At 69.8% G+C, this 23,597-nt stretch carries 21 protein-coding genes and 1 pseudogene; 16 read left to right on the top strand and 6 right to left on the bottom strand.

Annotated elements, in window-relative coordinates; genetic code table 11:
• Positions 1-391 precede the first annotated feature (391 nt).
• The 9 genes from NE857_RS02165 (at position 392) to NE857_RS02125 (ending at position 10,859) form a co-directional block, all read left to right on the top strand.
• Complete coding sequence (locus tag NE857_RS02165; RefSeq protein ID WP_254419551.1) at positions 392-1,168, top strand: ABC transporter ATP-binding protein; 777 nt, start codon at positions 392-394, stop codon at positions 1,166-1,168.
• A gap of 167 nt (positions 1,169-1,335) precedes the next feature.
• Positions 1,336-2,562 carry an ABC transporter permease gene (locus NE857_RS02160; protein ID WP_254419550.1) on the top strand — a complete coding sequence of 409 codons (1,227 nt, stop codon included), beginning with the start codon at positions 1,336-1,338 and terminating at the stop codon, positions 2,560-2,562.
• The gene (locus NE857_RS02155) at positions 2,550-3,245 is read left to right on the top strand and encodes a hypothetical protein (RefSeq protein ID WP_254419549.1); all 696 of its coding nucleotides are present in this window, start codon (positions 2,550-2,552) and stop codon (positions 3,243-3,245) included. The genes NE857_RS02160 and NE857_RS02155 overlap by 13 nt, the downstream gene beginning before the upstream one ends.
• Before the next feature lie 46 nt (positions 3,246-3,291).
• Entirely contained in the window at positions 3,292-3,708 is a 417-nt protein-coding gene (locus NE857_RS02150; protein ID WP_254419548.1) for a DUF3151 domain-containing protein, read from the top strand.
• Between the two features lie 255 nt (positions 3,709-3,963).
• The gene (locus NE857_RS02145; RefSeq protein WP_254419547.1) at positions 3,964-5,247 is read left to right on the top strand and encodes an adenylosuccinate synthase; all 1,284 of its coding nucleotides are present in this window, start codon (positions 3,964-3,966) and stop codon (positions 5,245-5,247) included.
• A 48-nt stretch (positions 5,248-5,295) separates the two neighbouring features.
• The gene (purD, locus tag NE857_RS02140) at positions 5,296-6,546 is read left to right on the top strand and encodes a phosphoribosylamine--glycine ligase (protein ID WP_254419546.1); all 1,251 of its coding nucleotides are present in this window, start codon (positions 5,296-5,298) and stop codon (positions 6,544-6,546) included.
• A 221-nt stretch (positions 6,547-6,767) separates the two neighbouring features.
• A complete protein-coding gene (locus tag NE857_RS02135; protein ID WP_254419545.1) occupies positions 6,768-7,673 on the top strand; it encodes a phosphoribosylaminoimidazolesuccinocarboxamide synthase in 906 nt (301 codons plus the stop codon).
• Between the two features lie 375 nt (positions 7,674-8,048).
• Positions 8,049-9,344, top strand: a complete 1,296-nt coding sequence (gene murA, locus NE857_RS02130) for a UDP-N-acetylglucosamine 1-carboxyvinyltransferase (RefSeq protein WP_026116285.1) — start codon at positions 8,049-8,051, stop codon at positions 9,342-9,344.
• Positions 9,345-9,593: 249 nt separating this feature from the next.
• Positions 9,594-10,859, top strand: coding sequence for a transcriptional regulator (locus NE857_RS02125; RefSeq protein ID WP_254419544.1), 1,266 nt, complete (start codon positions 9,594-9,596; stop codon positions 10,857-10,859).
• Between the two features lie 120 nt (positions 10,860-10,979).
• Here the strand turns inward: NE857_RS02125 and hisC are convergent, their stop codons facing one another.
• Positions 10,980-12,062, bottom strand: a complete 1,083-nt coding sequence (gene hisC, locus NE857_RS02120; RefSeq protein WP_254419543.1) for a histidinol-phosphate transaminase — start codon at positions 12,060-12,062, stop codon at positions 10,980-10,982.
• 171 nt (positions 12,063-12,233) lie between these two features.
• Here hisC and NE857_RS02115 point away from each other — a divergent pair, with 171 nt between their 5' ends.
• Positions 12,234-12,890 carry a hypothetical protein gene (locus NE857_RS02115; RefSeq protein ID WP_254421839.1) on the top strand — a complete coding sequence of 219 codons (657 nt, stop codon included), beginning with the start codon at positions 12,234-12,236 and terminating at the stop codon, positions 12,888-12,890.
• Here NE857_RS02115 and NE857_RS02110 read toward each other — a convergent pair.
• Together NE857_RS02110 and NE857_RS02105 are read right to left on the bottom strand one after the other, a co-directional pair.
• Positions 12,865-13,866, bottom strand: a complete 1,002-nt coding sequence (locus tag NE857_RS02110) for a MauE/DoxX family redox-associated membrane protein (protein ID WP_254419542.1) — start codon at positions 13,864-13,866, stop codon at positions 12,865-12,867. The two genes, NE857_RS02115 and NE857_RS02110, sit on opposite strands and share 26 nt — an antisense overlap.
• 3 nt (positions 13,867-13,869) lie before the next feature.
• Positions 13,870-14,856 carry a hypothetical protein gene (locus tag NE857_RS02105; RefSeq protein ID WP_254419541.1) on the bottom strand — a complete coding sequence of 329 codons (987 nt, stop codon included), beginning with the start codon at positions 14,854-14,856 and terminating at the stop codon, positions 13,870-13,872.
• 292 nt (positions 14,857-15,148) lie between these two features.
• Here NE857_RS02105 and NE857_RS02100 point away from each other — a divergent pair, with 292 nt between their 5' ends.
• The 5 genes and pseudogenes from NE857_RS02100 (at position 15,149) to NE857_RS02085 (ending at position 18,793) form a co-directional block, all read left to right on the top strand.
• Complete coding sequence (locus tag NE857_RS02100; RefSeq protein WP_254419540.1) at positions 15,149-15,337, top strand: hypothetical protein; 189 nt, start codon at positions 15,149-15,151, stop codon at positions 15,335-15,337.
• Positions 15,338-15,624: 287 nt separating this feature from the next.
• On the top strand, positions 15,625-16,152 hold the full coding sequence (locus NE857_RS02095; protein WP_026116289.1) for a SigE family RNA polymerase sigma factor: 528 nt from the start codon (positions 15,625-15,627) through the stop codon (positions 16,150-16,152).
• Positions 16,153-16,488: 336 nt separating this feature from the next.
• Complete coding sequence (locus tag NE857_RS02090) at positions 16,489-18,201, top strand: ATP-binding cassette domain-containing protein (protein ID WP_254419539.1); 1,713 nt, start codon at positions 16,489-16,491, stop codon at positions 18,199-18,201.
• Between the two features lie 144 nt (positions 18,202-18,345).
• Positions 18,346-18,561: pseudogene (locus tag NE857_RS34445) on the top strand (DUF4158 domain-containing protein); the annotation flags it as partial.
• Positions 18,562-18,595: 34 nt separating this feature from the next.
• Positions 18,596-18,793: a hypothetical protein gene (locus NE857_RS02085; RefSeq protein WP_254419538.1), complete on the top strand. Its 198-nt coding sequence runs from the start codon at positions 18,596-18,598 to the stop codon at positions 18,791-18,793.
• 43 nt (positions 18,794-18,836) lie between these two features.
• Here NE857_RS02085 and NE857_RS02080 read toward each other — a convergent pair whose 3' ends face one another.
• From NE857_RS02080 to NE857_RS02070, 3 genes are all read right to left on the bottom strand, one after another.
• A complete protein-coding gene (locus NE857_RS02080; protein ID WP_184371353.1) occupies positions 18,837-19,646 on the bottom strand; it encodes a transposase family protein in 810 nt (269 codons plus the stop codon).
• Positions 19,647-19,760: 114 nt separating this feature from the next.
• Positions 19,761-21,449, bottom strand: a complete 1,689-nt coding sequence (locus NE857_RS02075; protein WP_254419537.1) for a carbamoyltransferase family protein — start codon at positions 21,447-21,449, stop codon at positions 19,761-19,763.
• Positions 21,450-21,457: 8 nt separating this feature from the next.
• Complete coding sequence (locus tag NE857_RS02070; RefSeq protein ID WP_254419536.1) at positions 21,458-21,925, bottom strand: adenylyltransferase/cytidyltransferase family protein; 468 nt, start codon at positions 21,923-21,925, stop codon at positions 21,458-21,460.
• A gap of 151 nt (positions 21,926-22,076) precedes the next feature.
• Between NE857_RS02070 and NE857_RS02065 the strand changes: the two genes are divergently transcribed.
• A complete protein-coding gene (locus tag NE857_RS02065; protein ID WP_254419535.1) occupies positions 22,077-23,231 on the top strand; it encodes a hypothetical protein in 1,155 nt (384 codons plus the stop codon).
• Positions 23,232-23,597: the final 366 nt, after the last annotated feature.

The following is a 23,597-nucleotide window of genomic DNA, read 5'->3' as shown; positions in this document are numbered from 1 at the left end:
TGCCCAGTAGGGCTTCTGCCCGACCGCTCCCCCGCGGTCCGGCACCCGGTGCCCGGTGGTCGTGTCACGACCGCCGGGCACCGTCTTTTTGCCCGGTGCCTTTCCTTGAATTCCGGCGCGACGGAAACCGGGATCACCTTTCATCCCATTTATGCATATGCCCCCCAACCTCCCCCCAACAGTGAAGACGTTCCGCCGGAGTTCGTTTTCGAGATCCGAAGCAAGGGGAATTCTTCCTGCGTCCGGATGCATGAGCGCTGCGCCGCCCGGCCCGATCAGGCCGTGGCCGTGAGCAGGGGTTCGGGCAGGAGCGGACCGCCGTCCGCCAGGGGCCGCCCCACTTCCGATCGATGCTCCCGGCCGACTGCCGGTGAGGGGAAAGGAAAGTCCCGTGCGGATCACCGCTGAGGGCCTGGACTTCGGATACCGGGGCTGGGGCCACCGGGGTCGCAAGAAGGTCCTGGACTCCCTCACCTGGAACGTGGAACCCGGCGTCACCGGACTCCTCGGGCCGAACGGCGCGGGCAAGACCACCCTGCTCTCGCTCATCGTGACGCTGCTCCCCGTCCGGGGAGGGCGGCTGCTCATCGGGGAGCACGACCTGGCCACCGGGGTCGGCCGGTCCCGGGCCCGCCGCGAGCTGGGGTTCGTACCGCAGCGTTTCACTCTGGCGGGCGAGCTGACCGTGGCGGACACCGTCGCCTACGCGGCCTGGGCGCACGGGCTGGACCGACGCGCGTGCGGGGAGGCTGCCCGACGGGCACTGGAATCCGTCGACCTGGCCGAGCTCGCCGACCAGCGCACCCGTTCCCTGTCCGGGGGCCAACGCCAGCGCGTGGGCATCGCCGCCGCACTCGCCCACGCCCCCCGGGTCCTGATCCTGGACGAACCCACCGCCGGTCTCGACCCGGGACAGCGGCTCCGGGTGCGCGAGGTCGTGGCCGGTCTGGGCGCGGACCGGACCGTGCTGATCTCCACCCACCTCATCGAGGACGTCGCCCACCTGTGCTCCCGAATCGGGGTCCTGGCGGGTGGCCGGCTCGAGTTCCAGGGCACCTTCCCCGAGTTGGAGGCCCTGATCGACGACACCGCCGAGGCGAGCGCCTACGGTTCCGGGTTCGAACGGGCCTACGACCGGCTGATCACCCGGGTCGGAGAGCATCAGTGAGCCCTGCTGGAACTCCCTCCGAGAACCCCGCCGCAAGCCCGCCAGCGAGCCCGTCCACGCCCTCGGTCCGCCCCGTGAACCCGCTCCGGAGCCGGTGGACGGCCTCTCCCCTCTTCTGGCCGCTCCCGCCACCCCTGGTGCTGGTCCCGGCCGGGCTGATCCTCGTCATGACACTGACAGCGACCTGGGGCCAGCTCTCCTGGCGGGCCCTGGACTGGGTCTACCTCTCCGGGCAGGTGGGGGTCCAGGCCCGGCTACCGGTCGTGGTGGCCGCCGGGGCCGCGGCACTGGCGTCCGCCCGGTTCACCCGGCCGAGCCTGGTGTTCGCCCAGCCCTGGCAGCCCCGCCTGGAGCGGGGCCTCCCGCTGCGGCACGCGACAGTGGTCACCGGCTGGTGCCTGGCCGCCTATCTGGTGGGGCTGCTCCCGCTGACCGCCGCCGTCGCCGCTCAGGGCGCGGGTGCGCCGCACCCGGTGCCGATCCTGGGTGCGCTGACCGGGTTCGCGGCCCTCACCCTGCTCGGCTACCTGTGCGGGGTCGCCCTGCGCGGGCTGATCGCGGTCCCGGTGGCGATCGGCCTGGTCTTCGTGTGCACCAGCATGCCCCTGGTCTCCGACACCTGGACCGCGCTGTCGCTCCAGCTTCCGTTCACCCTCTCGCTGGGCAGTCAGGAGAGCGTCGCGCTCAGCTTCTACCGGCTGGGGTTCTTCCTGCTCCTGGTGACGGCCGCCGCGTGGACGTCCCTCCGACTGCTGCGGGCCCCGCGCCGGTGGTCGGCCCCGCAGGTCACGGCGGTGGCCGCGGTGGCGGCCGCCGCCGTCCTGCCCCACCTGTACGCGTTCCCGCTCGTGACCTACGCCCCGAGCGGTTCCGAGGTCTGCGCGGAGCGCGACGGGGTCCGTTACTGCGTGCACGAGGGGCACGCGGACGAACTCGCCCTGATCGTCGAACTGGCCGCGCCGGTCTTCGCCGCCTACGGGTCATCCGAAGCCGTCCCCGCGCAGGTGCGCGACCGCAGCCTGGCCACCGAGGACGACGAGGTGCTTCACGGCAACGAGCACGGCGTGCTCTGGACGGGCATCTATCCGGGCTGGGACCCGTACCAGGAGGTACCCGCGACGGCGGCCGTGTGGCTGGTGCCCGACCTGGGGGTATGCGGTTCCGGGGGTGTGGGCAGCACGGACGAGGGGGCGTCCCCGGAGCAGCGGCGGATGAGCGCGCTGGCGGAGTTCGAGGCGTGGCTGGCCTCGCGCCCCTTCTCCCACGGTTCCGGTGACGGACCGTCGTCCGAGGCCGCCTCCGACGAGGACGGGGTCCGGGACTGGATCGGCCGGAACGAGGAGCGGCTGGCCCGGTGCGAGGTGGAACCGGAGGAACTGCCGTGGCGACCGTGACACCGCGCCGCTGGACACCGGGCCCCGTCCCGATCCCCCTGCGCCCCTGTCTGCTGCCGATGCTGCATGCCCTGGCCGCGGCCGTCGCGGCGGTGCTTCTGGGGCTGGCCACCGCGGGCGTCGTGGTGCCGGTGGCGGTGTTCGACTGGCCGGGCGAGGAACAGCGAATCCCCGTGGCCGAACTGCTGTGCGTGTGCGCGGCCGCCGTCGGGGCGTGGGCGAACCGGCCCCGGCTGTGGGAGTGGGAGAGGCTGGGCGGGGCGCGGACCCGGATCCGGGCGGCCGCGGTGGCCGCGCTCGGCATGCTGCTGCTCGGCGGCGCCGCGCTCGCACTGCTACCCCACGCGTCGGAGGCGGAGAACTCCTGGCTGCTGGTGACCAATGTCCTGCTGGGGGCCTGCGCCGTGTACCTGCTGGCGCCGTTCCTGGGGGCGGTGCCGTCCGGGCTGGGCGTGCTGGCGGGGATCCTCCTGGGGGCGGCGGCCTGCAACACGGCGCCGGGCCTGAACCGCGTGAGCCCGTACGCGTACGCGGGATCGGACGGGTGGCGGGCCCCGGACCTGCTCGCCGGGGCGACGGTACCCGTGCTGGTCCTCGGACTGGCCGCGGCCGCGGTGGCGGCGCACGCGCTGGCGCACGGCTCCACCGCACGGGTCCAACGGCGCGGGGCGGAGACGGATTGAGCCCGGTGCTCCGGGGAACGCCGCACCCGGTGGCAGGATGGGGGGCATGAACCTGCACCAGAACCTGCTGAACGAGCCGCCCGAGACGCGCCTGGCCGACGACCCCGAGGCGCGAGAGGCCCTGGCCATCGCCGACGACCCCACCCCGGTCGCCGGCCGCTTCCCCTCCTACTCCGCAGCCTGGGCCCGCCTGGCCGAGCTGGCCCTGGCCGACGGCCAGCCGGTGGCCGCCTACGCGTACGCCCGCACCGGCTACCACCGCGGTCTGGACCAGCTGCGCCGCTCCGGGTGGAAGGGCCACGGCCCGGTTCCGTGGGAGCACGAGCCCAACCAGGGCTTCCTGCGCGCCCTGCACTTCCTGGGCAAGGCCTCGGAGCAGATCGGCGACGCCGAGGAGGCCGAGCGCTGCGCGACCTTCCTCCGTGAGTCCAGCGCGGAGGCCGACAAGGCCCTCAACGGCTGAGCCCACCGAACTCCGCGAAGGCGGGCCGGGCCGGTTCCCTCCACGAACCGGACCGGCCCGCCCGGGGAAACGGCCTGCGCACAAAGCACCTCCGAACCGTGTGGCGCAGGCGCCGCAGTGCCCCTCTTAACCCGGATGCGCAGGTCGTGTACGCTCAATACGCAACGGCCCCTGTCGCTGCCTTGCGCCAGGGGTTCTTCCATGTTCGGGGCCAAAAACGCCCCGGTCAGGTGTCGAGCGAAGAGGTAGAGACCAATGCCGGCGATCACGCTCGTGGGTGCCCAGTGGGGCGACGAGGGCAAGGGCAAGGCGACCGACCTGGTCGGCGACCGCGTGGACTACGTGGTCCGATACCAGGGCGGCAACAACGCCGGGCACACGGTGGTCATCGGCGACCAGAAATACGCCCTCCACCTGCTGCCCTCGGGCATCCTGTCCCCGAACGTCGTGCCGGTCATCGCCAACGGCGTCGTCATCGACCCGGGCGTGCTCTTCGAGGAGCTGCGCGGCCTCCAGGAGCGGGGCGTGGACACGTCCCGCCTGGTCATCTCGGCCAACGCGCACCTGATCATGCCCTACCACCGGGCCCTGGACAAGGTCAGCGAGCGCTTCCTCGGCAAGGGCAAGATCGGCACCACCGGCCGCGGCATCGGACCGACCTACGCCGACAAGGTCACCCGCCAGGGCGTGCGCGTGCAGGACATGTTCGACCCCAAGATCCTGCGCAAGAAGATCGAGCTCGCCCTCCACGACAAGAACCAGCTCCTCACCAAGGTGTACAACCGGCGCGCCCTCGAGGCCGAGCCGATCATCGAGGAGTACCTGGGCTACGCCGAGAAGCTGCGCCCGCACGTCGCCGACACCTCCCTGATCCTGAACAAGGCGCTGGACGAGGGCAAGACGGTCTACCTCGAGGGCTCCCAGGGAACCCTCCTGGACATCGACCACGGCACCTACCCGTTCGTCACCTCCTCCTCGCCCACCGCGGGCGGCGCGGCGGCGGGCGCGGGCATCGGCCCCAACCGCATCTCCAAGGTCGTCGGCATCCTGAAGGCCTACACCACCCGTGTCGGCTCCGGCCCCTTCCCGACCGAGCTCCTCGACGAGCAGGGGATCTGGCTGCGCACCCAGGGCCACGAGTACGGTGTCACCACCGGCCGCGACCGCCGCTGCGGCTGGTTCGACGCGCCGATCGCCCGCTACGCCACGCGCGTCAACGGCATCACGGACTTCTTCCTGACCAAGCTCGACGTGCTCACCGGCCTGGAGCGCATCCCCGTGTGCGTGGCCTACGACGTGGACGGCGTGCGTCACGACGAGATCCCGATGACGCAGACCGACTTCCACCACGCCACGCCGATCTACGAGTACTTCGACGGCTGGTCCGAGGACATCACGGGCGCGCGCAAATTCGAGGAACTCCCCAAGAACGCGCAGGACTACGTGCGTACTCTAGAGAAGATGGCCGGAGCCCCGATCTCCGCCATCGGTGTCGGGCCGGGCCGCGAGGAGACCCTTCAGCTGCGTTCCCTGGTCTGACCGGCCACCAACCGTCTTTAGCTCCAGTAGAAGAAGAGGCCCCCAGTAGTGAAAGCCCTCGTTCTCGGCGGCGGAGGCCGCGAGCACGCACTCGTCCGCGCTCTGTCCCTTGATCCGGGCGTCACCAGCATTCACAGCGCTCCCGGCAACCCGGGGATCTCCGATCTGGCCGAGAACCACGTCATCAACGTGACGGACGGGCTGGCCGTGACCGAACTGGCCGCGCGCCTGCGCGCCGAGCTGGTCGTGATCGGCCCGGAGGCGCCGCTGGTGGCCGGGGTGGCCGACGCCCTGCGCGACCGCGGCATCCCGGTCTTCGGCCCCGACAAGGAGGCCGCGCACCTGGAGGGCTCCAAGGCCTTCGCCAAGGAGGTCATGGAGGCGGCCGGGGTGCCCACCGCCAAGGCGCGCGTGTGCCGCAGCGCCGGCCAGGTCTCCGAGGCCCTCGACGAGTTCGGGGCGCCCTACGTCGTCAAGAACGACGGGTTGGCCGCGGGCAAGGGCGTCGTGGTGACCGAGGACCGCGCGCTCGCGGAGCAGCACGCCCGCGAGTGCGGACGGGTCGTCATCGAGGAGTTCCTCGACGGTCCCGAGGTCTCGCTGTTCGTGCTCACCGACGGCGCGCACGCACTGCCGCTGCTGCCCGCCCAGGACTTCAAGCGCGCCTACGACGGCGACCAGGGCCCCAACACCGGCGGTATGGGCGCCTACGCCCCGGTGCCGTGGGCTCCCGCCGGTCTGGTGGACGAGGTCATGGAGTCGGTCGTGCGGCCGACCGTGTCGGAGATGAACCGCCGCGGCCACCGCTACCAGGGTCTGCTCTACGTGGGCCTGGCGCTGACCTCGAAGGGTCCGCGCGTGGTGGAGTTCAACGCGCGCTTCGGCGACCCGGAGACCCAGGTCGTGCTGGACCGGCTGGCCACCCCGATCGGCGCGGTCCTGCAGGCGACCGACACCGGCGGTCTGGGTTCGATCGGTTCGCTCCAGTGGAAGTCGGGCGCCGCGGTGACCGTCGTGGTCGCCGCCGAGAACTACCCGGGCGACCCGGTCAAGGGCGACCTCATCGGCGGCTTGGAGGCCGCGAACGCCCTTGAGGGCGCCTACGTGCTGCACGCGGGCACCGCCTGGGACGGGGTGCGCGACATCAAGTCCAACGGCGGCCGCGTGCTGAACGTGGTCGGGACCGGCGCGGACCTGCGCCAGGCCCGTGAACGCGCCTACGAGGCGGCCCGCCGCCTCGAACTGCGCGGTTCGTTCTACCGCACCGACATCGCCGAACGCGCCGCGGCCGAGGTCTAGTACCCGGAAGCGACGCGAGAGCGCGAGAGGGGCCCTCGGCAACCGCCGGGGGCCCTTCGCCGTACGGCGCGGGGCCGGGCCTGGAGCGAAGTCGGACCCGAGCCGGGACCGAAGCCGGGGCCGACTGGCCGATGAGCGCCTGAGCGGGGGCCGCCCGACCCTTCGGAGCAGCGGGAACGCGATACTGGAGGGGTTCGCACCGAAACCCAGAGAGTAGCGTCATGAGCGGCTTCGTCACCGTCCCCGAGCCCGTCGAGGTTCCGGGGCTCACCCACCTGCACACCGGCAAGGTGCGCGACCTGTACTCGACGGCCTCCGACGAGCTGGTGATGGTGGCCAGCGACCGGGTCTCGGCGTACGACTGGGTGCTGCCCACGGAGATCCCAGGCAAGGGCCGCCTGCTCACCCAGCTGTCCCTGTGGTGGTTCGAGCGGCTGGGCGACCTGGTGGCCAACCACGTCGTCTCGGACACCCCTCCCGAGGGCGCACCCGCCGACTGGGCCGGTCGCACGCTGGTCTGTGAGCGGCTGGACATGGTCCCGGTGGAGTGCGTGGCCCGCGGCTACCTGGCCGGTTCCGGACTGGCCGAGTACCGGGTGGACCGCACGGTGTGCGGGGTGCCGCTCCCCGAAGGGCTCACCGGCGGCTCCGAACTGCCCGAGGCGATCTTCACCCCGGCCACCAAGGCCGAGGTCGGCGACCACGACGAGAACGTGTCGTTCGGGGTCGTGGCGGACCGGCACGGGGAGAAACTCGCCGCGGAGCTGCGGGACCTGACCCTGCGGGTGTACGGGCGCGGCCGGGACATCGCTCGGGAACGCGGTGTGCTCCTGGCCGACACCAAGTTCGAGTTCGGCCGCGACACCGCCGGTGACCTGGTCTTGGCCGACGAGGTGTTCACCCCGGACTCGTCCCGTTACTGGCCTGCCGACGAGTGGAGCCCGGGACGCCCCCAGCCGTCCTTCGACAAGCAGGTCCTGCGCGACTGGCTGACCTCGTCGGCCTCGGGCTGGGACCGCGCGTCGGACACGCCCCCGCCGGAACTTCCGGCCGACGTGGTGGAGCACACTCTGTCCCGTTACACGGAGATCTACGAGCGCTTGACCGGCACCAAGCCCGCCCTGTGACCGACACCGTCCGCGTGATTCAGCGCACGCGGACGTCGTTTCGGCTGTGGGAGCGCGTATGGTGGTGTCGTCGTATGCAACGCCGAAGTAACGGACAGCCATGCGTACGACCCTCGGTCTCTCCCTCCGGTGTAATGCCTCTTTGGCCGTTTGGCGGGACTTCAACCGCGATCTGCGGGTATACCACGTTCTGGGCCTGTTCATGTGTAGTGCTTGCTATAGAGTCATCGCGAACCCACCGGTTCAAGGCTGCGCAGGTCACACGCAAGATGGCCGCAACATTTCGGGGCGAACCCGCGTCTTAAACGCAAACAGGCGAAACCCGACGAGGGTGTCCCTCTTTTTCACATCTGCCTCACAAAGGAGCACATGAGCATGGGCCAGGAGGTTCGTTACCGCGTCCGCGGCGGACGCCCCCTCAGCGGAACGGCGTTCATCCAAGGCGCGAAGAACGCCGTCCTGCCGATGATCGGAGCCGCCCTGCTGGCGGCCAAGGGCCGTACTGTGCTGCGGAACGTTCCGGTCATCGAGGACGTCTACCGCGCGCTTGAGCTCGCCGAACACGTGGGCGCCAAAGTCGCTTTCCACGAGTCCGAGCGCACCGTCGTCATCGACGCTTCCGGTCTCAACGACCCCGAGCGCGCAGTCCTGCCCGCCGACATCGCGGCCCGCTTCCGCGGCTCCGTGCTCTTCGTCCCCGCGCTGATGCACCGCACCGGCCGCGCCCGCATCGAGGGCGTCGGCGGCTGCAACCTCGGCAGCCGGAACCTCGACTTCCACTACCGCGGCTTCGCCCGGCTGGGCGCCGAGGTCACCGAGGACCTCGAGCTGAACCACATCAACGTGGAGGCCAGCAAGCTCCGCGGCGGTCACCTGTACCTGGACACCCCGTCCCACACCGGTACCGAGAACCTCCTCATGGCGGCCGTGCTGGCTCCCGGCACCACCGTCATCGAGCACGCGGCCCTCGAGCCCGAGGTCATCGACGTCATCAACTTCCTCTCCGCCATGGGCGCGAAGATCAGCGGTGGCGGCACCGGCCTGATCACCGTCGAGGGCGTCGAGGAGCTCACCGCCGTCGAGCACACCATCATGTCCGACCGCATCGACGCCGGTGTGTTCGCGATGACCGTCGCCGCCACCGGTGGCGAGGTCAGCCTGGTGGGCGCCAACCTGGACCACCTGGGTGTGGCCCGTTGGAAACTCGAGCAGATGGGCGTCGGCTTCTCCCAGGAGGGCGCCGTCCTGCACGTCCAGCGGGACCCGTCCGTGCCGCTGCGCCCGATCAACGCGGTGACCTCGCCGTTCCCGGGCTTCGCGACGGACCTCCAGTCCCCGCTGATGGCCCTGGCCACCCTGGCCGAGGGTGAGAGCTACATCCACGAGGCCATCTACGACGGCCGCTTCGCGCTGGCCGACGAGCTCAACAAGATGGGCGCGAAGATCGAGGTCGAGGGCACCCGCGCCATCGTGCACGGTTCCACGAACCTGCACGGCGCCGAGGTGATCGCGCACGACCTCCGCACCGGTGCGGCCCTGGTTCTCGCCGGACTGGTCGCCGAAGGTGAGACAATCGTGGCGCCCGGTTATCTGGTGGACCGCGGTCACGCTCAGTTCGCTTCGCGGCTCGCCGCGCTGGGCGGCGACGTGGAGCGCGTCACCGTCTCGTAGAGCCGTAAGCGCAGTTCAAGCCGGGGTGGGGGGCTTCCTCCCACCCGGGCTTTCGGCGTTGATATGGAAAACGATCTTCTTTGGCCCCGCACAATGGGTACGATCTCGGCAATCATGCCGTGACAGAGATCGGGTCGGGAAACCAGTGGGCGCACATAGTGAAGAGCGTGGAATGGTAGCGGGGAGCAGCCCGAGGTGAGTGCGCAGCGTACTGGCGATTTGACGATCGGCGTCATAGGACCCCATGAGGTGGTCGAACGGGTCATGCTCATGGGTCCGGGGTCCACCGGGCCCCTCAACGCCAGACTCATCGCCGCCGCCTACCGAGATGAGCAAGAGGCGACGGACAAGGTCGTCAGGCTGGGGTCGGCGATCGATGCCTATTTGTTCGCCAGCCCCGTGCCCTACGAGTTCGCACGGAAGGCCGGCGTGTTGACCATGCCCGCGACCTTCGTGCCGCTCGGCGGGGCCAGCCTGCACGAAGCCCTGCTCCGAGCGACCCTGGACGAACGGTTCGACCCGACCAGAGCCAGTCTCGACGTGCTCAGCCGCGCTGACGTGGTCGAGGCCTACTCCGAGGTCGACCTGCCCGTGGACGGTATCCACGTACACGAGGAGCTGACCAACACCGCCCAGCTCACGTCCTTCCACGAGGGGCTGTGGCGGCGCAAGGCCACCAAGATGGCGATCACCTGCGTGCGCGGGGTCGCCGAGCGGCTGGAGGCCATCGGGGTTCCGGTGATCCGGCTGCGGCCCACCAACGCGGGTGTGCGCAGCGCACTGCAGACCGCCGGTCTGCTGGGCGCGCACCACCGTTTGGAGGAGGCCCAGCTCGGTGTGGTCGTCGTGGACGTGCCCACACTGCGCGACTCCTCCCGACGCTCCACCCCGCGCTACTGGCGGGATGAGCTGCGGTTGTCGCTGCACCGGCTGCTGCTTCAGGAGGCCCACCGGATCAACGCGACGGCGCACCGGCTGGACGACCACTCGTTCATGGTGACGGCCACGCGTGGTTCGCTGGTCACCGCGACCGAGGGCTTCCGGCAGCCGCCGTTCGTTGAACGGATCAAGGCGGAGCTGGGCATCGCGATCGAGGTGGGTATCGGCATGGGCCGCACCACCCAGGACGCGGAGTCGCACGCCCGCGCGGCGCTCAACCGGGCCCAGGCGTCCCGGCAGAGCTTCGCGGTGGACCGTGAGGGCCGCTCACTGGTTCCGGCGCAGCGCGCCCCGGCCCGCCAGTCGTCCGAGCCCCTGCGCACCAAGGGCCGCGAGACCCTGGTGCGGCTCTCGGAGAAGATCGCCGAGGAGGACGGGCCGCTGGTCGTGGACGCGGAGAACGCCGGGCGCATGCTCGGGGTCACCTCCCGGACCGCGCGCCGGCTGCTGCGCACCCTGGTGGAGGAGGGCCTGGCCTGGCCGCTGCCGCCCAACCGCACCCTGCAGCCCGGCCGTCCGCGACAGCTCTACCGGCTGATCGTGGAGAAGCTGGACAAGGACGCGGCGGGCAAGTAGCCCGCCCGTGCGGCTGCGCGGTGCATCCGCACGGCGCAGGTGCACGGAACAGAACGCCCGAAGGGGGCGGCTCCCAGACCTGGGGGCCGCCCCCTTCGGCGTCGCGGCGGTGGTTTCCGGTCAGCGGCGCTTGGCGTAGGAGGTCGCGACGGAGAGGAACACGTCGTTCTCCTCCGCGGTGCCGAGACTGACCCGGGCGCCCTCGCCGTCGAACGGACGCACCGAGACGCCCGCCTCGGCGCAAACGGCGGCGAAGTCCATGGTGTCCTCATCCGCGCGCAGCCAGACGAAATTCGCCTCGGTGAGGGGCACGGTCCACCCGGAGGCCACGAGGGCCTCACGGACGCGCTCACGCTCCTTCACGGTGGCCTCCACGCGCTCGAGGAGCTCGGGTTCGGCCGCGATGGACGCGATACCGGCCGCCTGGGCCAGGTGGTTGACCGCGAAGGGCACGATCGTCTTACGCACCGCGGCGGCCACGTGGGGGTGGCCGACGAGGTAGCCCAGGCGCACGGCGGCCAGGCCGTAGGCCTTGGAGAAGGTGCGCAGGACCGCGACGTTGGGGCGGTTGCCGTACAGCTTCACGCCGTCCGGGACCTCGGGGTCGCGCACGTACTCGCGGTAGGCCTCGTCGAGGATGACCAGCACGTGGTCGGGGACGCGGTCGAGGAAGTCGACCAGCTCCCGCTCCCGGACCGTGGTTCCGGTCGGGTTGTTCGGGTTGCACACCAGCACCATGCGGGTGTTGTCGGTGATCGCGGCCAGGAGGGCCTCGAGGTCGTGGGTCTCGTCCTTGAGCGGGACCCGGACCGACGTCACCCCGGCCAGTTCGGCCAGGAGCGGGTAGGCCTCGAAGGAGCGCCAGGCGTAGACGACCTCGGCGCCCGGCTCCCCGACGGCCTCCAGGAGCTGCTGGAGCACACCCACGGAGCCCGCGCCGAGCGCGACGTGGTCCTCGGGCACGTCCAGGTGCGCGGCGAGCCTGGCGACCAGCTCGGTGGCGCCCGGGTCCGGATAGCGGTTCAGGTCGGCGGAGGCCTCGGTGATGGCCTCACGCACGGACGGGAGCGGCCCGTAGGGGCTCTCGTTGGAGGACAGCTTGATGGAGCGTCCGTCAGGCCCGACAACCCTGAGACCGGGCTTGTAGGCGGGGATGGACTCCAGTACCGCCCGCAGATATGGCGATTTCGACTCCGACACCATTGTCCTTCCTCAATACTTTGTGCTAACCCCGCGACACGCTCAGCAATGAGGTGCCCGGGACGGCCACCGCTCCAAGCGGAAATATCGCACAAACGAGGAGATATCACCATGCGTTTGCGTCATAGTCCTGTCCGCTCCGCATCGAACGCGGCCCTGCCCGCCGCGATCGCGATGACCTGTGCGATCACCCTGGCGGCCTGCGGCGGAGCGGACGGGGAACAGGGCGAGGACCCCAACGCCGAAGCCGCCGCGCAGCTGCACGAGGCGCAGCCGATCAACGTCGCAGACGTGACACTGCTCCCCGAGAGCAGCGAGGCCGGAACCTACTCCGAGCTTGTCACAGTGCAGTATTCGGAAGAAGTGCGGGCCTCCACCGAACTGGACAAACCCGAGTGCATGGACGCCGCCAACCGGTGGGGCGACCTGGACACCGTGCGCGAGGCCCCAGCCTCCGTGGCCGCCTACGAGTGGGAGCTGGGCAACGTCTCGAGCATCCTGGTCCAGCTCGACGAGGACTCCGCCGCCGAGGCCCTGGCCGTCAAACCCCCGGAGGCCTGCGCCGAGTACACCGCCACCTACGAGGACGGCAGCAGCTCCGACTACGGCGTCACCGACCTGGACGTCCCCCGGGTCGGCGACGAGTCGCGTGCCTTCAGCATCCAGGTCAGTGACGACGACGGCCAGAACCACATGTACACCGTCATGTACCGCAACGGCGGCCTGCTGGGCACCACCTCCGTGATGGGGCCGGGCGAGGCCGAGGACTACGAGCAGATGCTCGTGGACTTCAGCGAGGCCGCGATCAAACGGCAGGGCCAGATGCTCTGACGTCGTCCGGGACGTCCTCAGGACGGCCGCGCCCGGACTCGCCCGGGAGCGTCTTCGCGAGGGTCCCCGGTCTGGCCGCACCCCGCCCGTCGGCCTCGTCCCGCCTGGCCGCCTCGCGCGGCCGGGGCAGCCTGCGCGGCGGCCCCTGGAGGTCGAGCGTGGTCACCGCTCCGAAGGAGGCGATCACCGTGCCGCTCTCCCGGTCCACCAGGACCGCACGCACCCCGGTCCGGCGCGGGCCGCCGATCCGCACCGCGTAGACCACGTCCACCCGGTGGCCGTGCCGTAGGCCGTCGTAGCGCAGGAACCGCCAGCAGCCGTGGCGCCAGGTCTCCTCAGGCTCGGACTTGAGCATGAGCTTGGCGTTGGTCCGCCAGACCTCGCTCCGGCGCAGGCGTCGGGTGGTCGACCGCTCGGAGACCTCGCGCAGCGCGCACGGTTCGCTGGTGGCGCCCCGGGCCGCCGCCTCGCGCAGTTCGGGGCTGAGCAGGGCCAGCAGGAGCAGCTGCACGCCCAGGACCGCGCCGTGGACCGGGGTGGGCTCGGCGGCCACCTGCCAGCCGGTGGGCGCCAGCCCGACCGTGGCCAGCGCGGCCACCGCGAGCAGGGACGCCCGGGTGAGCGTGCGCCAGCCGATCGGCGCCTGGCTCAGCCCGCCGAAGCAGCCGCACCCGGCTTCGGGGTCTCGGCGGCGGGCCACCAGCAGCAGGACCACGGACACCGCGAACATCAGGGCGGTGAGCAGCCGGGCCGCCTCACCGAGAGCGCCGGTCGCGGTCAGCAGGGCCACCGCGAGAGCGGCCTCCAGCAGGCAGGTGGCCAGGGTGGCCGGTCCGCGCAACCGTTCGGGCAGCAGGACGGCCGCGCCGGTCCCGGCCGCGCGCGGACTGGCCTTGGCCGCCGCGCCGAGCAGGAGCAGCGCGGCGAGCAGCGGTAGCTGGACCTCGCGGACCGCTTCGAGAACCTCCGGGAACATCGGTTACCCCTCCTGGTTGGCGACGGTCATGGTCGCGTTGAAACAACCCGCCTCCAGCCGCCCGCCCAGGGCGACGAAGGAGGTCATGGTGAGGGAGGCGAGCCGGCCCGCGCTCTGGCTGCCGCAGGCCGGGCACAGGTCGCACAGCCAGCTGTCGGCGGCCGCGCAGTCCACCACGGGGACCACGGCGGTGTCCCGGGTGCAGTCGTTGCGCAGGCTGAGCGCGGCACCGGTGGACAGCAGCGGCAGTGGCACGCAGGAGGTGCGCCGGTCGCAGGTGCCGTTGTGCTCGCCCTCGTGGCCGACCGGGTCGAGCGCCGGGTAGGCGGCACCGGCGACCAGGGCCCGCGGGTCCAGGTGGCTGGAGCGCCCCCAGGCGGGGTCGTACCAGGTGGCGATGCCGGTGACGGTCGTCGAGTACTGCCGGGTGGGCGGGCGCCGCGGAGTGGCGCTCAGCGGGTAGGGCGGCTGGGTGGTGACCGGCCGCGAAGCCTGGATCTCGCCGTTCTGCCAGGTGCCGACGGCGTCGAAGAGATAGCCCGGCTCCAGGCGCGGGTGCCGGACCGCGATGCGCCCGGAGGAGCGGTAGGGCAGCACCACGGTCAGCCGGGGGCGGCCGTGGCCGGGGTCGACCTGGAGGGTGTCCCCCTCCCGGGCGGTGATGACGCCGGTGGCCCGGGCGGCCTGGGCCCAGACGTGTTCGGCGACCAGACGGCCGTCGTGCGAGCACAGCACCACGGCGTCGTCACCGGGGCGAAGCTCGGTGGGGCGGACCTCACCACCGCGCCAGAAGCTGGTGACGCGTTCGTAGAGGAAGCGCTCCTCGCCCCGCGGGGTGGCCAGGCAGAGCATGTAGGAGGTGGCGTCGACGACCACGCCGCGCGCGACGCGGTGGTGGACCGGTGTGGGCTCGGGTGCGGCCGCGGCGCCGAGCACGGCCGCGGTGAACCGCCGGCGGTCCCGCCCGTGATCCCGACCGCTGTCCGTCATCACTGACATGTCCTTCGCGCCCCCTTGTAGACCGACTCGTCCGTCTGTGCCCATTGTCGCCCCCGACCCCCGTAACGGCTGTTCACACGCCGACACGGACCGGTTCGTTTCGGTGACATGTCCGGGGCATCGCACTGCGGCGCGCCTTCGGCTTCCCCTGTGACCAAAGAAGAACTCCACGTAAATCGCCCACACTCCGGGGTCACCGGGTGCGAGCATCCGCGTACAGCTTGTGGCCGCAAGGTTGTCGATGTACTCCCCGTACTCCCCAGTTCCAGAAAGAACGCGAGACATGAACAAGAACCGCGCCCTGCGCAACACCGCCGCCGTCGCCGTGGCCGTGCCCCTCGTCCTGATCGGTCTGGCCGCCCCGGCCGGCGCCGCCGAGCTCGCGCCCATCGCGGGCGCGGTGGACCACCTGGTCGCGGTGACCTCCGAGCAGCTGGGCCTGAGCGCCCTGCTCGCCTACCTCGGCTTGTAGGACCCAGACCCGTAGGACCTGGGCCCGTAGGACCTGGTCAGGGTTCCGCGGGCCCCGGTCGACTGGCCCGGCCCGGTCGACCGGATCGGATCCGGCCCGGTGCGGACGGCGGCGAAGGGGGATGAGGCGCCCTCTTCGCCGCCTTTTGTGCGGTTTGTCGGCACGTGGCGCACAGATTCCTGGGCGTTTGCGTTCGCTGTGTGAGAGTGAGAAGTCCAGGGCGGCCGCGGCCGCCGTGCAACACAGCGACGGCGCGCGACAGAGTTCCGCGCGGCCCGTGAGGGGCGGTGAACGGCGTGTCCGGAACTACTCAGACGCCCAGGTCCGAGGAGTTCAGCCGCTACGTGTCCGAACGCGGACCGGCCCTGCTGCGGATGGCCCGCTCCCTCACCAACAGCCACGCGGACGCCGAGGACCTCCTCCAGGCCGCACTGGTCAAGACCTTCCTGGCCTGGGGGCGCATCGCCAACCCCCGCGCCCGCGACGGCTACGTCCGCCGGGCCATGGTCAACACCCAGATCTCCGAATGGCGCCGCAAGCACCTGGACGTCTACCCCACCGACGAGATCCCCGAGCAGCGGGTGGACGATCCGACGTGGCGCAGCGACCTGGCCGACGTGGTGGGCCGCTCCATCGAGCGCCTACCCGGCCGCCAGCGCACCACGGTGGTCCTGCGCTACTACGACGACCTCACCGAAGCACAGATCGCCGAACGCATGGGCGTGACCATCGGGACCGTCAAGAGCACCCTGTCCCGGGCCGTGGAGAAGCTGCGCAGCGACGCCGACCTCATCATCGAGCGCACCACCAGCTGAGCGCACCACCCAGCCGAACCCGACCTGGCCACCAGGTTCTTCGAGCCGTTTCAGCCGTGTCGGTCGTGCTCCGGTTTTCGGCCCCCGAGCCGCCAGCCACCGGCACCCGCCCCCGGTGCTTTGCGCGCGGCCGATTCGTACAGGTATTCGGATCGTGACTATCCGAGGAAATCCGACCGGCGCCTTCCGCGCCCCTCCCCCCGGCCCCGCGCACACCCCGTCCGGACCGGCCGTGATCCGGCCCGTCCGCAACCTCTGAACCTTCCCCGCGGCGTCGACCCCCCGGGCCATGATCGGCACCGCCCGAACCCGCCCCGACCGCCAGGAGGAACCGCCGTGCGCACCACCCGCTCCCCCGAGGACCGAGGGTCAAACACCCCCGACCCGCACACCCCTGACGATGGCCCCGACAGCACCCCCGATGGCGGCCTTGACCTGCCCGAGCTCACCCCACCCAAGTGGAACCGGCACGGCGCCGCCGTCGCCGAGGCCTCCTGGTTCCGCATAGCCCGCCGCATGCCCGCGCTGGTCGCCCAGGCCGCCGTCCTGGCCTGGCAGAGCGGCCGCCGGGACGTCGTGACCACCGTCCTGTTCAACATCGGCTCCGGTGCCGCCACCGCCTGGGCGCTGATCGCCACCACTTCCGTCCTCACCGAACTCTTCGCTGAGGTGCCCACGCCGGACCGGGTCTCGGCCGCGCTCCCCTCTCTGGCTCTGCTCGCCCTGGCACTGGTCCTGCGGGGCTGCTGCGGCGCCCTGGCCGGTCGCGCCCAGGCCCGTCTGACGCCCAAGGTGGTCCTGGCCGCCGAACGGCGCCTGCTGCGCGACGCCACCTCCGTGGAACTGCGGGCCTTCGACGACAGTGACTTCCACGACCACCTGTACCGCTCGCACACCCGGGGCTGTGACGAGGCGGGTTCCCTGGTCCGTCAGACCACCGACCTGCTCACCGCTCTGGTGGGCATCGTCGCCGCAGCCGGGGTGCTGACCGCCCTGCACCCGGCGCTGGTGCCGCTTCTGCTGCTGGCGATGGTCCCCCAGTGGTGGGGCGCGGCCGCCTCGGCCCGGATGCGGTACCGGATGATCCTCGCCTTCACCGAGGGCAGCCGCCGCAAGTACATGCTGGAACAGCTCATGACCGCACGGGAGAGCGCCGCCGAGGTGCGTTCGTTCACGATGGAGCGCCGCCTGCTCGCGGAGTTCGACCGCGTGGCCCGGCGCGAGCTGGACATCCACCTGGACCTGGCCACCCGCCAGTCCGCCGTCCGCCTGGCCGGGGACACCGCAAGCGGCCTGGTGACGGCCGGGGTCTTCGCGGCACTGGCCGTGCTGCTGGTCCAGGGCGTGGTGCCGATCGCGGTCGCCGGGGCCGCCGTCGTCGCCGTCCGGGTGGCCCAGGGTGCGCTGAGCAACGCCCTGTACTCGGTGACCAGGCTGTACGAGTCGGGGCTGTACTTCTCCGACTTCGTGGCCTTCCAGAACGAGGCACGCACCCGTCTGCCCCGACCCGACCTCGCGCCCGCCCCGGCGGGGTTCGAGGAGATCAGCCTGCGGAACGTGACCTTCGGCTACCCCTCCAGCGAGGCCCCGGCCCTGAAGGACGTGAACCTCACCCTCCGCCGCGGCCGGACCGTGGCGCTGGTCGGGGAGAACGGCTCGGGCAAGAGCACGCTGGCCAAGCTGCTGTCCGGGCTGTACACGCCCCAGCAGGGCAGCGTGCGCTGGGACGGCACCGACCTGGCCGGGGTGGACGGCGTGAGCCTGCGCGAGCGGATCTCGGTGATCGCCCAGGACCACACGCACTGGCCGCTGACCGCGCGCGGCAACACCGTGATGAGCAGTGCCGAGTGCCCCGACCGCTTCTCCCGGGCCGCTGCGGCCGCCCGGGCCGACGCCGTGGTCTCGGGTTTCCGGAACGGCTGGGACACCCTGCTGGACAAGCGCTTCGCCCACGGCGTCGAACCCTCAGGAGGCCAGTGGCAGCGGCTGGCCGCTTCCCTGTCAAGTCAACGTGTCGGAAGAGTGACCGTGCCCGAGGGAGGCGGGTGAGGGCGCGGCCGGAATACGGGACGGACGGGCAACAGGCCCTGAACTTGAACCTGATGGTGACGGTTTGACTACTTCCCGGACACACTGCACTGAGTAGCGCTAGGTTGTCCGCGCCGCTTCCGCTTCGTAGTCAAGGCAGGACCGATGGTGTCGATCGACCGCGCCACCTACCCCCGGTTCAAGAAGAGCGTGCCGCCGCAGGAGCTGTACGACGTCTTCGCCCCCTCGCCGAAGGAGATCGAGTGGGCCCAGCATGAGCACCTGCTCGTGCTGGTGGTCCAGCTCAAGCCATTCCAGCGGCTGGGGTACTTCCCCCTTTTGGACAAGGTCCCCCACGTTGTGGCCGACCACGTACGCAGCCGCCCGAACCTCGCCGCCGATGTGGCATGTGCCCATGACTCCGGTACGAAACACGGGCCATGCTCACCCTCTGCCCGGCGCCCTGGCGCTCGCGCTCGTGGCGGCGCTGCCCTGGTGGCAGTGGGCCGTGGACACCGGCCGGGCCCTGGGCACGTCCCCGCCCGGGCTCGATGGCACGGCAGAGGGCACTGCCGGGTTCCCGGCCTCGGTGACGTGGGTACACAGTTCCTGAGGCCCCCTATACCCGAGCCCCAGTGAGGTTTTCTCAGCGAAGATCATTTCCACTGCCTGTTGAGGACAAGAGCCGCACGGGCGATGTCTCCGATCCGGCTCGGGCTAAGCGTGACGTACTTCAGCGTCCGCCAGCGCTCCTTGAGTTCGGCGGCGGTGCGCTCACCGAGCGCACGCACGTGCCGCAACAGCGCGTTATACATCCGTGTGTCCACGTGCAGAGCCCCTTCGCCCTGGCCCGTAGGGCGCTTGATGGGGGTGTGCACGCCGATACCGGCGCCTTGGTAGCCCTTGTCAGCCAGGGTGGGCAGGCCCTCGGCCGCTGCCTTGTACAGGGCGGGCAGGGCGTGGAGGCGGGCGGCGGTGATGTCGGGGGTGGATCCGGGCTCGACTGCGGAGACCCACAGCGGGGTGCCGTCCGGTGCGGATAGGAACTGGATGTTGCCGCCGAAGGCCTTGTGTTTTTGGCTGAACCACAGGTCGTTGCCGTTCTCGCGGACGCCCGCGAGGCGGTCGGAGGCGATCAGCGTGCCGTCCAAGACTACGCGCGCTATCCCTTCGTTGTGGCAATTGGCCAAGACTTCGTGCAGGTCGGGGGCCTGGCCGGCGAGGACGTCGATGCCTTCGTGTAGGTAGCGGTAGCTGGTGGCCTGGGAGATTCCGGCGTCACGGGCCAGGCAGTGCACACAGCCGCGCTCACGGAACCAGCGCAGCACCAGCACCGCTTGGCGGAACGGCCCGAGTGCCCGTGAGCCCTTCGGAGTGGCGATGCTTCGGCGGTGGGCGGCCAGGTGTCGGGCGAGGAACTCGACGATGTGGCGTGGGACGTCGAGGGTGGCAGAATAGGTGACCAACGTGAAGCCTCTGGTGGTTACGGACATGATCTTGTGGTGAGACCTGTCCTACCAGGGGCTTTACGTCTGCTCGCATCCAGGTGCCACTCGTCCGGCCCGGCGGGGATCCGAAAATCACCCTGCTCCGCAGAGATCATTTCGCTGAGAAAACCTCATTGGGCAACCTGTGAGGTCCCGAAACGCTTCGATGACGGACCGCAGCTCCGGATTGCCGTCGGGACCGACCGTCTGCAGACGGGCACTGAAGTCGACGTGGGTGACGGCCGGTACGTCGCTGCGCACGTCACGGACGATCGCGAGCAGGTCGTCGTCCTCCCACGGCCGCCGGTCCGTCGCCACACGGCGCTCGGGGCGTACCGGGGCGGTCACGAGCATGTACGGACTGGCGCCATGGAAGCTGAAGTAGTCGCCGCACGCCTCCTCTAGGACGGCGGGGGCGAACGGCCGGAAGGACTCGCGGAACTTCACCTTCATGTTGAGGCGAGTCTGGGTGTCAGCCCGGCGGGGGTCGGCGATGATCGAACGACTGCCCAGCGCGCGGGGGCCGAACTCCATCCGGCCGGAGCAGAGAGCGACCACGTCGCCGGCCGCTAGGTGCCCGGCGATTCGGTCGGCGCGTTCGCGGCGGTCGCGGACGAGATCATACGCGCACCCCAGCCGGTCCAGCTCATCTCGCAGGCTCTCGGCCGAGTAGTCCGGGCCGAGGAGGCTCCCTCTCTGGGAGTCGGGGGCATCGACGGGGATACGGCGCGGAGTCGACAGAAGTTTGTGCGCGCCGAGCAGTGCCGCGCCCAGCGCGCCTCCGGAGTCACCGGCCGCGGGCTGGATCCAGACGTTGTCAAATAGCCGCTCTCGGTGTAAGAGGCCGTTGGCGACGCAGTTCAGCGCGACGCCGCCTGCGAGGCAGAGGTTCGGCGAGCCGGTCAGTTCACGGGCGTGCCGTGCAAGACCGAGCACGGCCTCCTGCGTGACGAGCTGGATGGAGGCGGCCAGGTCCGTCTCGCGGCCGGTGATCCGGGATGCGGGCTGGCGGGGCGGCCCTCCGAACAGGTCCTGAAAACGTTCGTTGGTCAGTCGCTCGCCGTCGAGGAAGTCGAAGTATTCGAGTCCGAGGCGGAAGGAACCGTCGGCCTCGAGGTGTAGAAGGTGTTCGCGAATCATGTCGGCATAACGCGGACGGCCATAGGGGGCCAGCCCCATCAGCTTGTATTCCCCTGAGTTGACGCGGAACCCGCAGAAGGAGGTGAACGCGCTGTAGAGGAGGCCTAGTGAGTGAGGAAAGCGGATCGACTTCAGCGGCCGGATCTCGCTGCCGGAGCCGTACGCGATTGCAGTGGTCTCCCATTCGCCCACCCCGTCGATGGTGAGGACGGCCGCCGACTCGAAAGGCGACGGGTAGAAGGCCGAAGCGCCGTGGCTCAAATGATGGCGTGTGAACCGTACGGGTGCGCTTGTGTTCAATCGGCGACGAATATCCCGAGCGATAAGGAGTTTATTACCAAGAAATGCAGAGGCAAACTCCCTCCAACGCTCACTGCCACGCGGCGACATCGAGAGGAATGTGGTCAGGTTTCGATCAAGGGTGAGGACCGGGTTATCATAGAACAACACCGCGTCGAGATCGCCGACATCGACCCCGCCTTCGGCGAGGCAGTATTCGATGGCGCTTGTCGGAAAGTTCGCGTCGTGTTTCCGGCGAGAGAAGCGCTCTTCCTGCGCAGCTGCCGTGATGCGCCCGTCAGATACGAGCGCGGCCGCGGCGTCGTGGTAATAGCAGGATATCCCTAGAACGTGGGTCGGCACGTGTCTCCTTACTCTGGGTCGGAGGCCTTCCCTGAGAAGCGGTAAGGGCCGTTCCTGCCGCCCGTCCCCGGCTGCAGCGGTGGCCGTTCCTGTACCCGGCGAATGAGGTCGGTGGTCGATATGCCCGAGGTGTAACGCACGAGCTTGAGCCTTCCGGCCGCCGCCACGGGGCCGAAGACCTCATCGACGATCTCTGGGGAGATGTCGTCGCCGTGAACGACTAAAGAAATGTCTTTCTCCTCGAGAAAGACCTCGGTGACCTGATACGGCGCGTTCGGTAGCACCTCGTCGACGTAGCGGCATGATTCGATCACGGCTACCCGTTCGGCGAGCGTCATGACGGGAGGCCGCTTGTACCACGAGACGACTTCATCGGAGAGTACACCGACAATCAGCCAGTCCCCAAACTCGCGAGCTCTTTTGAGGAGTGCTACATGACCTGGGTGGAAAAGATCTCCCACCATGTCGACGTACACGCGCCTCTGTTTTCCTGTGTGCCTATCGTCTACCATGTCCGTGACCACCTCACCTGTCATCATAGACAGGAAGGCGTTCGCAAGGCCAGACCCAGGCCCAAGCCCAGGTCATCGGCATCCGCCACGAGTTCGCTTCCGCAGAGGAGAGGCCTTGAAGATTGAGGACGCACGTGATATTGACACACCGGTCGCCTCCGCCGTCTCGTCCTACAACGAGTGGGATCCGCTCGAAGAAGTGATCGTCGGCACAATCGGCGGCGTCACCATCCCGCCGCTCACACGGGAAATGAAGGTGATGGTGCGGCGTGACTACTGGGACTTTTACCGCAAACACGCTGGAGAACCCTACCCTGAGGAACTGGTTAAGGGGGCGGCGAGAGCGCTCGACAACCTTCAGAAGGTCTTAGAGGATGAAGGGGTCGCTGTCACTCGCCCGGATCCAGTGGATTACGCCGCCACAAGATTCCGGACGCCGCATTTCGAGTCGACCGGATTCTTCAACGCTGATGTGCGCGATGTTCTCTTGGTGGTCGGCGATGAGATCATCGAGGCTCCTATGGCGCTTCCGCCTCGCTATTTCGAGCACTTCAAGTACCGCTCTTTGCTGCAGCGGTACTTCGAGCGGGGAGGCCGCTGGACTGCGGCGCCGAAGTGCACGATGGGTCAGTGGATGTACGATCAGGACTACCCTGAAGAGCACCTGGCGTACTTTCGGGGCGATCCCGACATCCCCGACGACGTGGGCCCGCTGGTCGGCCAGTACATGACCAAGGAAGTGGAACCGTGCTTCGACGCGGCCGACTTCGTGCGCTTCGGTCGCGACATCATCGTTCAACGCAGCCAGGTCACCAACGAACTCGGTATCAGGTGGCTGGAGCGGCACCTGGGTGCCGAGTATCGCATCCATCGTGCGCGATTCCGCTCATCGGGCCCTGTCCACATCGACACCACCTGGGTTCCTCTCGGCGAGGGCCGTGTGCTCACCTGCCCGGCGCGGCCGTGCCTGTCGCCGGAGATCATGGACATGTTCCAGCGCGCGGGTTGGGAGATCCATGAGGCTCCCGAAGGAGTGGCGCCCGCAGAGTTCCAATTGTCCAGTCGCTGGTTGTCGATGAACCTCCTCGTCATCGGCGATGAGCGCGTCGTCGTCGACAAGCACGAGGAGCCGACCATCAAGATGCTCAAGAGCCTCGGTATAAAGCCCGTTCTGGTGGACTTCAAGGACCACTACGTTTTCGGTGGGGGCTTGCACTGCGCCACTCTCGACGTTCGCCGACGCGGTGGTCTCAAGAGCTACTTTGATTAGTCGGTGGATCATCGCGTGCGGATGGCTCACGCCCCGAGCGCGGCGGCCGAAGTGATGTGATCCAAAACGGCGGGACCTGTCGCCCCGTTTGCCTTGCCCGCGATGTCTTCGTAGTCCTCACCCCGCCCGTTCCGACGTGGCCGACCCACATGCGCCTACACCTGCGGCTGACCCGCGCCCACGGAGCCGAGACCACCCCGCACAAATGGATCTGCCCGGCCTGCGGGCACACCGCGACGCTGTCCACCGACGACTACGCTCCCACGACCCAGACCCGCCGATGCCGCCGCTGGTACTGCCGCCTCACCTGGAACACCCCCCACAGAGGTCACGGCCCCGGCCTGCCCACGCTGTTACACCCGGGGC

Source organism: Nocardiopsis exhalans (assembly GCF_024134545.1).
Classification (GTDB): domain Bacteria; phylum Actinomycetota; class Actinomycetes; order Streptosporangiales; family Streptosporangiaceae; genus Nocardiopsis; species Nocardiopsis exhalans.
This window is presented reverse-complemented; position numbering and strand designations above follow the sequence as displayed.